This is a genomic window from Mesorhizobium sp. B2-8-9 (assembly GCF_006439475.1).
GTDB lineage: Bacteria > Pseudomonadota > Alphaproteobacteria > Rhizobiales > Rhizobiaceae > Mesorhizobium.
In genome coordinates this window covers 50206-64240 of sequence record NZ_VFTQ01000034.1, presented here as the reverse complement: position 1 = coordinate 64240, position 14035 = coordinate 50206, and the positions used below count along the sequence as shown (strand labels likewise).

The window sequence follows — 14035 nt, the reverse complement described above, 5'->3', positions numbered from 1 at the left end:
GCTCGTCCATGACGTTACACTCCTTCCAAGGCACCTTGCTCTCCTTGCAAAGGGCCAAAAGTGTAACCCATCTATCCGGAATGAACTGTCACCCATCTCTCGGGAAGGGCACTTCTCCCGACATTCCCTCTCGCCAAAGCTTCAACGCTCACGTCTCCGCAAGGCACTGAATTTGCTCCTCTTTTCGGCACGATGAGTGTGCTTGAACGAATTTCATCGCAGTTCGGCAGATTTCGTCCAACGGGGCGAGGTGTTGGTATTTTTGTTGGTATCTGAGACCCTGTTGGTATCGAAGCGCCAAAACAGGAGGTCCCACAATGGCTCTCTCCGACGTGAAATGCCGCAACGCCCGGCCCGCGTCCAAGCTCCAAAAACTGTCCGATGGCGGCGGGCTGCAGCTATGGATTCAGCCGTCGGGAACCAGGCTATGGCGCCTAGCCTAGCCCCGCTCAAGGGCGTCTTTGAAACTGGACATTTTGGTCGCCTCCGACTGGTCAGCGCATGAGGCCGACGGCAGATCGGCCGCAGCTCTTCAGTCTAAAGAACGCACGCAATCGGCGGATGTTGCGCGGAACTGAATTGGGTGCGTCTATCGGTGTTCGTCCGATGCGAGACGAGGGCCCTCAGCTTACGTCCTTGGCCCGCTGCCGTCTTTCCGTGCTAGACGATCTAGGAGTCTTTGAACTCGACCAGGAAGCCACCTTTCAACGCGAAAGATCGGCAGGCTTAGCAAATGTCTCCGGACCGCCTCGTTGGAGAACTGGCCCCTCAGCAACTCGGCAACTCGATCGTTCTGACGTAGCCCGCGCGGCATTTCTTGGCACCTGTTTGCTTTCTAACCAGCGCCGGTGTTGAAGTTCCCAGCGGCTGAGGCCGAGCACGACATCTCCCAGTTTCATGATCGAACGGCGATCTCCACTGGCAGCGGGGAGCGCTGGTTCTGCAGCGAAGCTGATGCCCGATCCGAAGAATGCCGAAACGCACGCCGGTAGCGCCCACCGTGGTCCTGAACTGCTGCACAAGCGCGGCCTTGGTTCCTCTGACGGCCAGCGAGCGTCATCAGGTTAGGAGTGTGTGGTCGAGCTTTGTGGGCCATCAACTCAACACCAACCCGGCCACCAAAATGACCACCGCGAGGGATACTGGAACGGCCAGCAACCAGCCCGCTTCCGTTAAATCGATTTCGGCGTCTTTCACGAACACTCTCCTTTTCAGGAGAAGGGTTCAATCGCCCAATGGTTCCGCTGATGCTAAGCCCACCTCGAGGTAAGTCGCTCCATCGAGGAAAGAGTTCGGTTCAAGGCGCAATGGCTTTTTATTGGAGGACCAACGAGACATACCGGATTGGGCAATTGATTTCGTTCCAGCAAGATTCCCTCCGTGGCTGCGGCCCACGATGACCGCGCTACCTCATCAGAGCTTAATTCGGCGAGACATGCCCTCACGGCCACGGGCCATTTCGGTCCGCGCTTAGACTTATTCGAGCAGATTTTTAGCGGCTGCACATTGTCTCACAGCGGACGCCCGCGTGCTGATTATTTACCGAGACCGGCTGGAAAAGGACGCCGTGTTGGTCGCATCACTCATGGCTGTCGAATGCGACGAAAGCGCCAAGACATACCGCGTCGGAGACTATCAGGTCCACTAGCTCGCAATCCGTCTCAATTAGGTGGGATCACGCTCGCGGATGGTCCAAATAGTGTCCTTAATGGAGATCGTATCGCCGGGCCGGACGTTGGCGAGCAGTTGTCGAACCAACTCCACAGTTTGACCACGCGGCCGATCACCAATGGGAATCCCCACCACTGAAATCCCAAACCCAAGCACCCGAATTTTTTCTACCTCGGCGGAACAAAAAGCAATCAGTATTTTTTCAAAGCCGATCCGCGATGGCACCCGGAGAATTCCGGCCACCCAGGTTCTTGGAATACGTCATGGCTAGAAATGAAATCTTCAGGATAATTTGACAGGCTGGGAATTTGCGGGACCCCAGGGTGGGGTTCGAACGGGTGATTAGGAGAAAGCGCAAGGCCTCTCGACTGTGTCAGACCTCATGCACCTCGATGCGCAGGATGACCCTGCCCTAACTGCTGAAGTTGACCGGCTTCTGGCGCGCCGAACGCGCGATATCCGCCTCAAAGGTGAAATCAAGCGTCTGTTTCGAGCACGAGTCTGGCCGCAAACGGCGAAGATCATTCGTGCCTGGATGATCTGGGTGGCCTTGTTGGATCTGCTGACGCTGGCGCTCAACATGCTGATGCTCCCAAGCGCAATCGCGCAATCTATGCTTCTGCCTGGAGCTATCATCCCGCCCGTCGTCGTCGCAGTGGTTCTAGCATGGCGAAAGCCGCGCCCCTCCTGGTTCGAAGGGGCTTCACTGATTGTAGGTATGTTCCTGATTTTGTTGTCGGTTGCGTTGGTAGGCGTAAGCGCTGGCGGCGAGTTCTATGAACGGCAATTGAACGTCATGCTGTTCGTGGCCATTACAGCCATCATCATCTTCGGCATCCCGCTGGCCTGGACGGTCGCGATTGCCGCGCTGGCGCTCGGACTGTATCTGGTATTTCAGGTGCAGAATCCGGCCATCGAGCATGGGAGCGCCGTCGCTGGAACGCTGTTCTTCGCCAGCGGTATCTTCGCGACGGTCGCAGCACGGCGCATCATCACAATTCTCGCTCAGAAGACTTTCCTGTTTGAGCTACGCGACCGGCGCAGGGTCGCCGAATTGGCTAAAGCGAACGATCGACTGGAATTGCTGGCGAAGACCGATCCGCTCACGGGCATCGCCAACCGGCGCTGGATGACTGAGACGCTTGACCACCTGTGGGGAAATGACAAACGTTGCCTCGACGGTGCGGCAATGCTGATGTGCGACATTGATCACTTCAAGAAGCTGAACGATCACCTCGGCCATTCCGAGGGTGATCGCTGTCTGGTGGAGGTCGCCAATATTATTCAGGACAACATCAGGCGCGATCGTGATTGCGTGGCTCGCTACGGTGGCGAAGAGTTCCTCGTGCTCCTGCCCGGGGTAACCGAGGAAGAGGCCGTCTCTGTAGCTGAGCGGGTTCGTAGGAGCATTGAGGCCGCCGCTTTGCCCAACCCCGGATCCCGCGTCTCGCGCAGCGTCACACTCAGCATTGGCGTGGCAGTTCAGACTGCTGACGAGGCCATTTCACCGGAGCAGTTACAGCGTCAAGCGGACGCCGCACTCTATCTGGCCAAGCAATCCGGCCGGAACCGGGTGCTGCTCCATAGACCCGACCCGGCGGTGCACAAACATACCCGCTCGACCCGGTGACGCCTCGAGTGAGGTCCGCGGTTCGACGTTTCAGAACATCTTGGTGACCGAATTGAAGCCCGAAGAACGAACCCGCTGCGCGGGATGGGCGCGTGGGGTGAGGTAGAGATCACGAGCCGGACGTCGCGCTCGCATTGAGGGTGGTTCGGCAGCGGCAGAGCATCACGGGCTTCTTCAACAAGGAGCCTGACCATGCCCTATCCTGTTCTTGATGCACCTATCAGTCCACTTCGTCAGCGGCTGATCGACGACATGAACATGCGGCGTTTCTCACGGGAGACGCAGCGCAACTATCTGGGCGACATCGGACGCCTGGCGACGTTCCTCGGGCGTTCACCAGACACAGCGACCACCGACGACCTGCGCCGGTTCCAGATCGAGCAGCAGGACGACGGTGTTCCCGTGCCGAGGATGAACAGCATCGTGTCGGCGCTGCGCTTCTTCTTCACACATACGGTCGATCGTCCCGATCTGGCGACGGGCCTGCGCAAGAGCTACGAGCAGATGGAAGTGTTGAAAGGCATCGACTTCGAGATGGCCGCCGGCCAGAGATCGCGCTGATCGGCCCCTCGGGCTCGGGCAAGGCCACCTGCCTGCGCTGCCTGAGGAGCCGAGCGCCGGGAAATCCATCTCGATGGCGAACGGATCGGCGTCAACCGCGGCCGGCCGATGAACGATCGCCGTTCGCCCCGCAACGCGCCGAAATGGGAATGGTCTTCCAGCTGTCCAATCTCTGGCCGCATCTTTCGGTGACGGAGAACGTCGCGATCGCCGTGCGCAAGGTGCGCGGGCTTCCCGCCAGGGAAGCGAAGGAGCTGGCGCTGGAGATGCTCGCCAAGGTCCACATGACCCACCGCGTCCACGACGAACCAACCTCGGCGCTCGATCCGGAACTGGGTGCATGAGGTGCTGAAGCGGCCGGCAGGACGAACTTGCCGTCGACCTGCTTGAACTGGGCTCATTTCTCCTCCAGCCTCTTTCGAAACATCACCGAATGCGGCAATGATCGGTCCGAGGGACACGGAAAGAAAGAGTATCCCTGCCACGGGCGATACGCGGAAAGCTGTACTGTGACTCGCAGGTGTCACAGCTTTCCTACTCCGTTGTGCTGGCTTTTTTTCTGCGCCGATTGGTGTGCGACTGCGCGACGGCCACTTTCAACTCGGGTGTGATCTCCAACGGCGCGTTCCCATGTGGGTTCTGCAGCCCCTCGACGTGGACGGTCGGGAATGGGAGTTCGATGCCCTGCTCCTTGAAGACCTGGCGGAGACGTACATAGAATTTGCGTTTCATGTTGAAGGCGCCTCCCGGTCTGGTTGTGGCCTTGACCCTCAATACGATGCCGTACTCGCCGAACTCCTGTACGCCCTGCATTTTGATCGGTTCGAGCACCCAGTGTTTGAACTCGGGATCTTCCGCCAGTTCGAGCCCGATCCGCTTGATTAGCTTGCGGGCGAAGTCGATATCGGTGTCATAGCCGACGGTGATATTGAATTTGTCGATAACCCAGTCACGGCTCTGGTTCTGAACTGCCCCGAGTTCACCGAAAGGTATCGTGAACAGCGGACCACGATGGTGGCGCAACTTCACCGAGCGCAGCGAAAAGCTTTCCACAGTACCCTTGTAATTGCCCGAGGAAATATATTCGCCGACACGAAACGCATCATCGAGCAGAAAAAACACGCCCGAAATGATGTCCTTGACGATGGTTTGTGCCCCAAAGCCCACCGCGACGCCGACGACGCCAGCGCCAGCGATCAGCGGGCCAATCTGGATACCCAGCGAGGCGAGCATCATAAGCACCGCCATCACTATGATCGATGCGAGCAGAATGTTCTGGAGGATAGGCAAGAGCGTGTGCAGCCGCGCCTGCTGCGGATCGAGGATCGGGACGTCCTCGTCGCCGATCACAGGGTGCGGTGTTTCGATGCCCAGCTTTCGTTCGATCAAAGCTTTGATGATCGACCAGCCGAAATCGGCTGCGAGGGCAATGACCACGACATTGATCAGGCCGCGCAATACGACCGTGGTCGTCGTATCGCTGTCCCGCATCGACTGCATGTCCAGGCCCCAGACACGCGCGAGAAAATAAGCCGCCGCCAGGATCAAGATCATCCGGACTCCGCGGTCGATGACAGCGATCGTCACCGCCGGGATCGTAGGCCGGCCAGCATCCTCCGAACCCGGCCGCAGGACGAAATTGACCCCGCGCTGCGTCAGCACGACCGCCAAAGGCAGGAAGAATGCGGCGAAGGTAAACCAGAATAATATATTGAGGCCGGCGATGCGCAGCAGGAACAGAACGACGAAATAAGCAGTCAATAGCCATGTCGCTGCCGTGTGGCCGCTTTGGTGCGCACCGTCTCGCTGTGTTCTTGGTCGACGCCAAACCGCAAGCAGCAAGAGCAACAGCAGTACGAAATCGGCGCCCGTTGACAGGACCAGCATTCCGTCCCGATCGATGCCGAGACCCGGCAAGAGGATAAACGCCGCGCCGAAGAAGGCGAAGACGCCGACGGTCCGGGGTAGCCAATAGAACCAATGGTCGGCCGTTTCGTTGGTGATCGGCAAAGCACGAACCTCGACGGCGTTCTCGACTTTCATGAAGGAAGGGACGAGCATGGCTGCGAGGTACATGCGCACACCCGCCGTAACGACCGCAGCCATCAGAAATGTCAGCACGATCTCGCGGATAAGCATTGGCCAGTCGAACAACATGAACGCGCCGGCGCTGCCCAGCGCGAACGATACGATCAGCAGGCTGGAATAAAGCGTGCGGCCGCCAATCTTCTTGGCTCGCCCAATTGGCGTATCCTTCGACTGCGCGATGATCCAAAGACGAAACGGACGGGTGAGCCTGTACATTGCCCAGGTGAGCGCCACGCCGGCGGCGATGAAGATCGCAATCAGCATGAATACGCCGGCAGAGCCCTTGCTTGACATATCGTCCATGGTCTCCGTGCGAACGCGCGCGAACTGACCTGGCAGCAAGGGCACGGTTCGCGCAATTCTTTCGATATGATGCTTGATCCGATCGAGCGTCGAGGATGCCATCGTATTCATCTGGCCAGGTGCGGCCGCGGGGTCGGACGATATGTCGGCCGGCGAAGCTCCCGCCTCGGCAGGCGCTCCCGTCGGCCCGGAGCCCTGCTTTCGCTGTTCGGCCACCCAGGCCTTCACTGACGGATCGTCGAGAAGCTCGAACAGCTGTTTGACCTTTTCAGGCGGGACGGCCGCCGGCGCCTGTGCCTGTACCGGACCGGCCAACAAGAGGGCGATCCCAAGGACGAGCGGCCCGGCAATCACCGCCAGCAGTGCCGTCAGATCTCCGAAATGTCGTGCCGGGCGCGCCAGATACCCGGCTCCCAATCGTCGATTCATGAGTGGCATCGTGGTTTAACCTTCCCTCAAATCGGCAGGCAACGACGTCTATGTCCCCCATTACTCCTACCTTGAAGAAGCCGAAGTTGTGGTGCAAGACTTCATCGTTCCGAGCTAGGGCACGTTTTTGACATTCGCCGACTCTTGCCGAAGAAAACGAAAGCTCGATGATCCAGGACAATGCTACCGCAGGCGGTGTGATACCGATGTTCGATGCCAAGAAAACCATCGGCGCAACGCTTGCCGGCATCCGCCGGAAGACCTACCAGGTACTGGATATAGTGGTGATGGATGATGGGTCGACGGACGGATCGGCGTCGATTGTGACGGCCTGCGCCGAGAAAGACCAACGCATCCTGTTCCACCTTCGAACTAGGCGCGGGTAGGACGGCGTGGCGTCTAATCCTTTGGTTTCAATCGTGGTTCCTGCGCACAACGCGGAGGTAACGCTGGCGCGCGCGCTCGATTGCCTTCTCGATCAGGAAATAGTGGATTGGGAGGCGATCATCGTCGACGACGCCTCCACGGACCGCACCCCCGCTATCATTGCCGGTTATGCGGAGCACGATGCCCGATTTCGGGCGTTGAGGTCTTGCGCGTATAGCGCCGCCGGCGCGCGCAATAGCGGGATTTCGACAGCGCGCGGCCAATGGCTCATGTTTCTGGACGCGGACGATTGGGTGGATGCCAGCTTCCTTGCGAAAATGCTGGCCGCATTGAAAACCACGCCCGATGCAGTGGCCGCCTATTGCGGTTCTCGGCGCGTGATGCCCGATGGCGAACTCACCCCGTCGAGCATCTCAACTGAGGTTGCGATCCAGCCCTTCGAAACTTTCGCCCGCCGGTGTGCCATTCGCACTCACGCGCTGCTGGTCGACCGGGAGACAATTGTCGAGTTGGGCGGTTTCGATGTGTCGCTGCGCACCTGCGAGGACTGGGATCTGTGGCAGCGCCTCGCACGTCTAGGCAAACGTTGGGTGATGGTCGACGAGCCGCTCGCTTTCTATAGCGTCAGCCCCAACTCGCTCTCCCGCAATTCGACGCAGATGCTGGCAGATGCGGAAATCGTGATCGCCCGCGGCTTTTCTCCTGATCCCAGGGTCAAACACCCAGCATCGGCTCACGCCAATGGAGCGATCGAGGCGAACGGCCGCACCGCTTCCCAGGCACTCGCGTGGTTCGCACTGTGGAACGCCGCGTCGGATTGCGGCGGCGGCTCGCACTCGATCAACCCCCAGTCCCTGCGCGCGCTCCCGGCAGGACGTAAGTGGGCGCGTGAGGTCGCCAAGGTGGTCTTCGATGGCCTTTTGGTAGGAAGCCTATCGGTGCCAACGCAACTGGCTGCCAGATGGGAGAGGTTCGGCGGCTCTCTCACCGAGCTGATCATCGAACTCGGCAAGATCTGGGACGATCCCGCTGCGGGTCGCCGCGTCCAGTATCACCTTGAGCAAATGCTTCTCGACTTCGACGATCTCGCCGCGCCGCGCAGACTGGCACGGACACTGGGAATTCGCGTCGACGCTCGAAATCCGATCTCGATAGAATTGCCGGAAGGAATCGACCAAATTTATGCCTATCTGATGGTGGACGGCCGGATCGGGGCCCGCGTGCAGTTCGGCGCGCTCGGGAAAGTGACAAGGAGCCATTGGATTAAGCTGGCCTCGCAGAGCGGCGTTGCCGACGATTCAAACCTGTCTGCAGCCGAGGCGTCGTTGCCCATGGCGGAGCATCCGTCTGATCCGGACAGCCACTTCGGCGAACTCGCCCGATTGGTCGCTGAAGCGCAGGGGCTGGTTCGGTCGAGCGCCGAAATTACAGAGTCTCTTGCAGTGCCGCGCCGTCCACGGGCCGCGGATGACCACGACAATGATCGCACGTCTTTCTGGAATCGTTATTTCGCGACGGAGGACCCCTGGAACTACAGTTCACCCTATGAGCAGGAAAAATATGAGCGGCAGCTCGAAATTCTGCCTGCCGGTCCTATCGGACGGGCGCTTGAGCTGGCCTGCGCGGAGGGCCACTTCACGCGGCAGCTGGCGCCGCGAGTGGGCCATTTGACCGCAACTGACATCTCCGCCATAGCCATCGGGCGGGCGCGCGCGCGATGCAGCGATCAGCCGAATGTTGAATTCGGTGTGCTGGATTTCTCGGCGGACACGCTGCCAGGTGGGATGGATCTGATCGTCTGTTCGGAAGTGCTCTACTACCTGGATGATCTCGCCGAGTTGCGGCGTATCGCCAAGAAATTTGTTGAGGCGTTGGCGCCTGGCGGCAGTTTCATCAGCGCACACGCATTCGTACTCCGTGACAATGTTGAAAGGACGGGCTTCGACTGGAACACTTTCGGCGCACAAGCGATCTCAGAGACGCTGGCAGCGACTGAAGGCCTCGTCCTCGAGCAATCGATCCAGACCGAGCTCTATCGCATAGACCGCTTCCACCGCCTGTCACCAGACGACGTGGCGACGGAACCGATGATTGATCATGTGCCGATCCGCGCACCCATCGGTATTGGGGTCGCGCGAAATATCGTTTGGGGCGGGGCACGGGCCTTGCGCCGCGACGTCGCACGTAGCGAGCGGCGGCAGCGTATCCCTGTCCTTATGTATCACAGCGTCGCCGATGATGGTCCGGCCGCGCTCGCCCGTTTTCGGTGCACGCCCGCCGCATTCGAAGGCCAGATGGCATGGCTGCGTTCCAATGGCTTTCACGCGATTATGTCCGAGCAGCTGGAATGGTCCATTGCCAACCGCCACCCTTTCGTTGGCCGCCCAGTGCTCATCACTTTCGATGACGGCTTCCAGAACTTTGCCGACCATGCCTGGCCGACCTTGCGCAAGAACGACCTGACCGCGGAAGTATTCCTGGTGACGGACTTGGTGGGCAAAAGTGCCCAGTGGGACGCCCACAGTGGTCCGCCGACGCAGCTTATGGACGCCGGGATGGTGCGACGCCTCGCCGGCGAAGGTGCGTTCTTCGGAAGCCATCTGGCGACGCATCGCGCGATCGATGGTCTGTCGAGTTCTGACTTGGCCGCCGAGCTCCTGCGTTCTCGTATGTTCATCGAACGGTGGACCGGTCGTCCAACCACGACGTTCGCGGCACCCTTCTCTGTCACCGACCGACGGCTTGGCCGGCTGGCCAAAGAGTGCGGCTATCGGATCGGCTTCGGCGGCAAACACGGGCCGGCGGACCTCGATTGCGACCCCATCGACCTTCCGCGCATCGAGGTTCGCGGGGATCGCTCGCTCGACGACTTTGTTGCCACTGTCGAGGCCGTACTCGAATGAACGGTGAACAAACCTCTTCTGCTTTTTTGTCGGTGTCCGCCTACTACCTTGGTCGCAAGTCTATTGGGCGACCTGGGACACGGCTGACATCAGCTCCTGCGGGTTCGGCGCCCCAAACATGTATCGCCCACCCTCTGGGACTTCAGTGAAGCTCCAGCGGACGACCCCCTGACGGTCCAGCAGGAACTGACCGATCAGCTGTCCGTGACCCGTTGCCATCATCTGCTCGTCGGCCTCGGTCACTTCGTAATGGTCCTTCTTGTCGAGGAATTCGCTGGCCGCAAAAGGATCCATGGGAGCGGGCAACTCGCCTGGTATGTCGACCCGCATATCCTTTGCCGCTGTCATCGAGACCTTGTACGGCCAGTTCGTTTCGTCTTGGGTGAATTCGAGGTTGGGCAGTCCAAAGGCACGATGTGAAGCGCGTTCGGGGTCGGAAGCCGCAAGCAGATTCGGCATCGGGTGGTAGCGGAAATAGAGACGCGCCCGCTCAATCGGCGTGTTGACCACCGTCAGGCTTTCCACCCCCTTTTCGCGCAGTTCCGGATCAAGCCGCGCCTGGGCTGCGATATGGCGCCGGCAGAACGCACAATGGAGACCTCGAAACAGGCCGACCAGCACCGGTTTTTGTCCGCGGAAGTCGTCAAGCGCGATCTTGCCTTCCTGGGTGATGGCGTCGAGCACCACGTTCGGCGCACGATCGCCCGGTTGAAGCGGTACCAAGTCAATACGCGCGGACATTTTTCAACCTCCCACCGGCTAATCGAGAAAAGGCAGCACCACAAGCGCTTCCGGGTCGAGCCCGTGCTGGGCGCATATTCCCTGCGCCAGGGAAAAGTAGCGTTCAGCCTCGGCCAGATTGTCGAGGTCGAGGTTAAGCGTTGCAAGGCCATCATAGCACGGAAACAGCAGTTGGGGCTCACTCGTTTCGCGCGCTACGTCCAGTGCTTCTTGGAACAAGCCAACCGCCAGTTCCGGACGACCGTTGCACTGGTGGATCTGCCCAAGCACGATCAACGGCACCGGCAGGTGCTCGCGCTGGTCGAGCGCCCGGTCGATCTCGATGGCCTTCTCGGCAGCAGGCACGCCCTCCGTTGGGCAGCGATCCGTGAAAGTGCAACAAGCAACCGCCAGGTTGGCGAGGAGGCGCGCCTGGAAGCCCAAATCACCAATATGGCGCGCCACTTCAAGACCGCGGCGACAGACCTTTATGGCCTGTGCCGGATCGATGGTCGTGTAGAGCACGCCGAGATTGGTGTAGCCGCGGCAGGCCGCGCCCAGCAGACCGGCGGCTTCGGCCAATTCGATGCTGCGCTCAATCTGACGCACGGCTTCATGGTCTCGCCCAAGGCGAGCCAGCGCAACAGCCTTGGTATTGAGTGCCTCGGCGGTCACAAGAGTGGCATCACGCCCCATCTCTGAGGCATGCTCGGCTGTCAGAGTGCGTACGCAATCCAGCGCCGCGTCTGCCCATTTTGCCGCGAGAGCGTGATCTCCGCCACGAAACGCCTGTCGGCCACGTTCTTGCCAGAGATGCGCCTGCTCGACCGGGGCATCCGCGCCATCGAGAAGCGCTGCCGCTTCGGCATAACGGGATTCTGCGTTGTCCCGCTTGCCGACGTCCCAGAACAGCCGACCGATCTTGCGCAAAACTCGCGCCGAAGCGACGCGATCGCCCGACTCGCGATATGCCTGCAAGACCGTCTCGTAGTGCTGGTGCGCGATCTCGCGGCGGCCTAGCGGACCGCTCAAATCGGCAATGCGCTCTGCAATTGCCAGTTTGAGCGGTGTTTGCCCGACCGCGCCCAACGCAGTCATGGCTCGCTCGTAGAAACGAAGGGCGTCGTCGTTGGCATATATCATGCGAGCGCGATCGCCCGCCGCCTGCAGGTATTGCGCGCCCCTTTCCCGCTCGGCGCTCTGTGCGAAATGATGGCCGAGCACGGTCAAATCCTCGAGCCGTTCCGGCTTGTCGCCGCACAGTTGCTCCAAGGCGGCACCGACCCGCCCGTGGATGTCGGTCCGGCGTTGCAGGAGCAGATTCTGATAGATCACGTCCTGCAGCAGCGTTTGCGTAAAGCGGTAGCTTTGCGATGAGACCGAACCTGATCCGGCAACTTCCTCGATGATTTCCGCATCGCAAAGCAGTTCGCAGCCGGCTTCCAGGCGGCCGGGGTCGGCTGTCACGGCTTTTAGAAGTGTGGCATCGAAGCGTGGGCCGATTACCGCGGCTTCCTGGGCCAACCGCCGCACCTCTTGGGGCAGCCGGTCGACGCGGGCAAGCAACATTGCCTGGATAGTGGCGGGAATGCCGGTTGCGACTTCGCCTGCCACAGTCCGCCATCGCTGGCCCTCGCGCACCAGAATACCGCGATCGATAAGGCCACGAACAATCTCCTCTATGAAAAGCGGGTTGCCGCCCGCGCGCTCGAGGATCTGGTCGGGAAGCCCTCCTGCGGTGTTTACCCAGCTCTCGCCGAAAAGCGCCGCCAGCAGGCTACGACCGTCATCACCGTTGAGCGGCGAAAGCCTGAGCGCCGTGTGACTGACTCGACTTGAGTCGAGCTGGTCGTTGTGCGGCGCCGGACGATGCGTGACCAGCAACATCAACCGCGTGCGTTCCAACCTGTCCATCACGAAACGCAGTGCCTCGAGCGACACGGCGTCGGCCCAGTGGAGGTCTTCGACGACAATCAACAGCGGCGACAACGCAAGCCGCCGTTCGATGATCGTGCGGACCGCGTAGAGAATTTGCCGCCGCAGTTGCTCGGGCTCGACATACTGCAAGGTGGCGTCGGGGTCGCCAAGCCCAAGCACATGGTAGAGCAAAGGCATCAGCCGCTTCACCTCCTCGCCCTGCAGGCCGAGATCGGTAAGCAAGTCTGCGAGCTTGCCCCGCATTTCCTCCCCACCGTCGTTTTGCATCATCCCGGCAGCGCTGCGCACCACTGCACCCAAAGCGCCGAATGATTGTTCGCCAAGCGGCGAGCACGTGGCCTGCCGCACGGCGACGTTGCGAAAACGATCCTCGTCGCCGACGCGGGCGACGAACTCCCTCACCAGCCGCGATTTCCCGATACCGGCTTCTCCGACGAGGCGGACAAGCTGGGCCGAGCCGCCGCACGCCTGATCAAGGCTGGCCAGCATTCTATTGAGCTCCGCACCGCGGCCTATTATCGTCGCGCTGAGGCCGAGCGCCTCGAGCCCGCGCGCTGCACGCGGCGCCGCAAGCGGTCCATCCAGTCGGTGGACGAGCACGCTGCCAGCCTTGCCGCGAAGCACGACATCACCCAGCGACTCGTAAGCAAAGGCATGCCGGGTCAGCCTGTGAGTGAGCTCGCCAACCAGCACCTCACCCGGTGCGGCCAGCGATTGCAGGCGTTGCGCCGTATTCACCGTATCGCCGGTCACCGAATAGGATTTGGCGGTACCGATGCCCAATCCCCCAGTAACGACCGGACCAGTGTTTATGCCGATGTGAAGCAACAGAGGCGAGCCGGAGTGGGGAGCGCTTTCGCCGAGCCGTGCCGTCCGGGCCATCATGTCGAGAGCGGCGCGAAGCGCACGTTCCGGATCGTCCTCATGCGCGACCGGTGCACCAAACAAGGCAAGCAGTGCATCGCCGATGAACTTGTCGACGAAACCGCCAAAGTTTCGCACTGCCGCTGTCAATTCCTTGAACAGTTCGTTCTGCAGCGTTTGCATGACCTCTGGGTCGAGCTGCTCGCTGAGTGTGGTGAAGCCGCAAAGGTCGGCGAACAAGACCGTTACCGTCCTGCGATCGGCGTCAGAGACGGGATGCAGCCCGTCTTCGCTTTCGATGTTTGCAAGCAGCGACGGAGTTCGAGAAGGCGGCACAATGGTCCGGCTTGGTGTCGGATCAGGCCGTTCGACGGCTTTTGCCGGCGCACCGACGCTTGTCCCACATTTCGGACAGAACTCGAAATCAGGTGCGCAGACGTAGCCACAACTGGAGCATGGCACGGGCTGGCGCCTGCCACACCTCGGACAGAAAGCGTAACCGTCCTCAACCTCGAAACCGCAGCCCGCGCAGTCCATCGAA

General features: G+C 60.5%; 9 protein-coding genes and 1 pseudogene. 6 read left to right on the top strand and 4 right to left on the bottom strand.

What is annotated here, in order from left to right; all coding sequences use genetic code 11:
• Positions 1-317: 317 nt before the first annotated feature.
• Positions 318-440, top strand: a pseudogene (locus FJ423_RS34415) (Arm DNA-binding domain-containing protein); the annotation flags it as partial.
• A 1225-nt stretch (positions 441-1665) separates the two neighbouring features.
• On the opposite strand, the gene FJ423_RS28725 reads toward FJ423_RS34415, so the two are convergent.
• Complete coding sequence (locus tag FJ423_RS28725) at positions 1666-1914, bottom strand: hypothetical protein (protein WP_140846270.1); 249 nt, start codon at positions 1912-1914, stop codon at positions 1666-1668.
• A gap of 139 nt (positions 1915-2053) precedes the next feature.
• On the opposite strand from FJ423_RS28725, the gene FJ423_RS28720 reads away from it, so the two are divergent.
• The 3 genes from FJ423_RS28720 (at position 2054) to FJ423_RS28710 (ending at position 4206) form a co-directional block, all read left to right on the top strand.
• Positions 2054-3301 carry a diguanylate cyclase gene (locus tag FJ423_RS28720; protein WP_140846274.1) on the top strand — a complete coding sequence of 416 codons (1248 nt, stop codon included), beginning with the start codon at positions 2054-2056 and terminating at the stop codon, positions 3299-3301.
• Positions 3302-3493: 192 nt separating this feature from the next.
• Positions 3494-3862, top strand: a complete 369-nt coding sequence (locus FJ423_RS28715; RefSeq protein WP_224523679.1) for a phage integrase N-terminal SAM-like domain-containing protein — start codon at positions 3494-3496, stop codon at positions 3860-3862.
• Complete coding sequence (locus tag FJ423_RS28710) at positions 3853-4206, top strand: ATP-binding cassette domain-containing protein (RefSeq protein WP_095765747.1); 354 nt, start codon at positions 3853-3855, stop codon at positions 4204-4206. Before FJ423_RS28715 ends, FJ423_RS28710 begins: the two co-directional genes overlap by 10 nt.
• A 190-nt stretch (positions 4207-4396) precedes the next feature.
• Here FJ423_RS28710 and FJ423_RS28705 read toward each other — a convergent pair whose 3' ends face one another.
• Entirely contained in the window at positions 4397-6682 is a 2286-nt protein-coding gene (locus FJ423_RS28705; RefSeq protein WP_246680346.1) for a mechanosensitive ion channel family protein, read from the bottom strand.
• A 167-nt stretch (positions 6683-6849) separates the two neighbouring features.
• Here FJ423_RS28705 and FJ423_RS28700 point away from each other — a divergent pair, with 167 nt between their 5' ends.
• Both FJ423_RS28700 and FJ423_RS28695 read left to right on the top strand, forming a co-directional pair.
• Positions 6850-7068 (top strand): glycosyltransferase, encoded by a 219-nt coding sequence (locus tag FJ423_RS28700; protein WP_140846269.1) that lies wholly within the window; start codon positions 6850-6852, stop codon positions 7066-7068.
• Positions 7069-7089: 21 nt separating this feature from the next.
• Positions 7090-9972: a trifunctional glycosyltransferase/class I SAM-dependent methyltransferase/polysaccharide deacetylase gene (locus FJ423_RS28695; protein ID WP_246680345.1), complete on the top strand. Its 2883-nt coding sequence runs from the start codon at positions 7090-7092 to the stop codon at positions 9970-9972.
• A 60-nt stretch (positions 9973-10032) separates the two neighbouring features.
• Here FJ423_RS28695 and FJ423_RS28690 read toward each other — a convergent pair whose 3' ends face one another.
• Positions 10033-10713 carry a redoxin domain-containing protein gene (locus FJ423_RS28690; protein ID WP_140846267.1) on the bottom strand — a complete coding sequence of 227 codons (681 nt, stop codon included), beginning with the start codon at positions 10711-10713 and terminating at the stop codon, positions 10033-10035.
• Positions 10714-10731: 18 nt separating this feature from the next.
• Positions 10732-14031 (bottom strand): adenylate/guanylate cyclase domain-containing protein, encoded by a 3300-nt coding sequence (locus FJ423_RS28685; protein ID WP_140846266.1) that lies wholly within the window; start codon positions 14029-14031, stop codon positions 10732-10734.
• Positions 14032-14035 lie beyond the last annotated feature (4 nt).

What these genes read in the sequence shown, in the direction of transcription:
- FJ423_RS28700 (WP_140846269.1), top strand. Translation starts at nt 6,850, where the DNA reads ATGATCCAGGACAATGCTACCGCAGGCGGTGTGATACCGATGTTCGAT.
- FJ423_RS28715 (WP_224523679.1), top strand. Translation starts at nt 3,494, where the DNA reads ATGCCCTATCCTGTTCTTGATGCACCTATCAGTCCACTTCGTCAGCGG.
- FJ423_RS28685 (WP_140846266.1), bottom strand. Translation starts at nt 14,031, where the DNA reads ATGGACTGCGCGGGCTGCGGTTTCGAGGTTGAGGACGGTTACGCTTTC.
- FJ423_RS28705 (WP_246680346.1), bottom strand. Translation starts at nt 6,682, where the DNA reads ATGAATCGACGATTGGGAGCCGGGTATCTGGCGCGCCCGGCACGACAT.
- FJ423_RS28720 (WP_140846274.1), top strand. Translation starts at nt 2,054, where the DNA reads ATGCACCTCGATGCGCAGGATGACCCTGCCCTAACTGCTGAAGTTGAC.
- FJ423_RS28690 (WP_140846267.1), bottom strand. Translation starts at nt 10,713, where the DNA reads ATGTCCGCGCGTATTGACTTGGTACCGCTTCAACCGGGCGATCGTGCG.